Below are 347 nucleotides of genomic sequence, written 5' to 3' on the forward strand. Positions count from 1 at the left end.
GGTTGCCGACCGCGCGACGAAGAAACCCGCCGACAAGAAGACCATGGCTGTCGTTTCGGAGGCGGCCTACGAGGCCGGCGTCATGCTGCGCGTCTCCGGCAACAACATCATCCTGTCGCCGCCGCTCATCATCAGCGCCGCCGATGTCGCGAAGATCGGTGAGGCGATCGACGCAGGCCTGTCGAAGGTCTGACGCATGCAACGGAGGTTTGGTACACCGATGGCCCAATCGCGGCAAGAACTGGCTGGGGAAACACTGGTTAGCCGGCGTGGCCGGCTGCTCGGCGCGAAATCGCAACTGTTCTACGACGAGCCCGTGCATCTGGTGCGCGGCGAGGGTGTCTGGC

General features: G+C 64.6%; 2 pseudogenes. Both read left to right on the plus strand.

The features are described from left to right. A pseudogene (locus EN857_RS33695) lies at window positions 1-193 on the plus strand (aspartate aminotransferase family protein); the annotation flags it as partial. Window positions 194-241: 48 nt separating this feature from the next. Then, a pseudogene (locus tag EN857_RS36035) lies at window positions 242-347 on the plus strand (aminotransferase); the annotation flags it as partial.

The sequence above is a fragment of the Mesorhizobium sp. M4B.F.Ca.ET.214.01.1.1 genome, assembly GCF_004791545.1.
Taxonomy (GTDB): Bacteria; Pseudomonadota; Alphaproteobacteria; order Rhizobiales; family Rhizobiaceae; genus Mesorhizobium; species Mesorhizobium abyssinicae.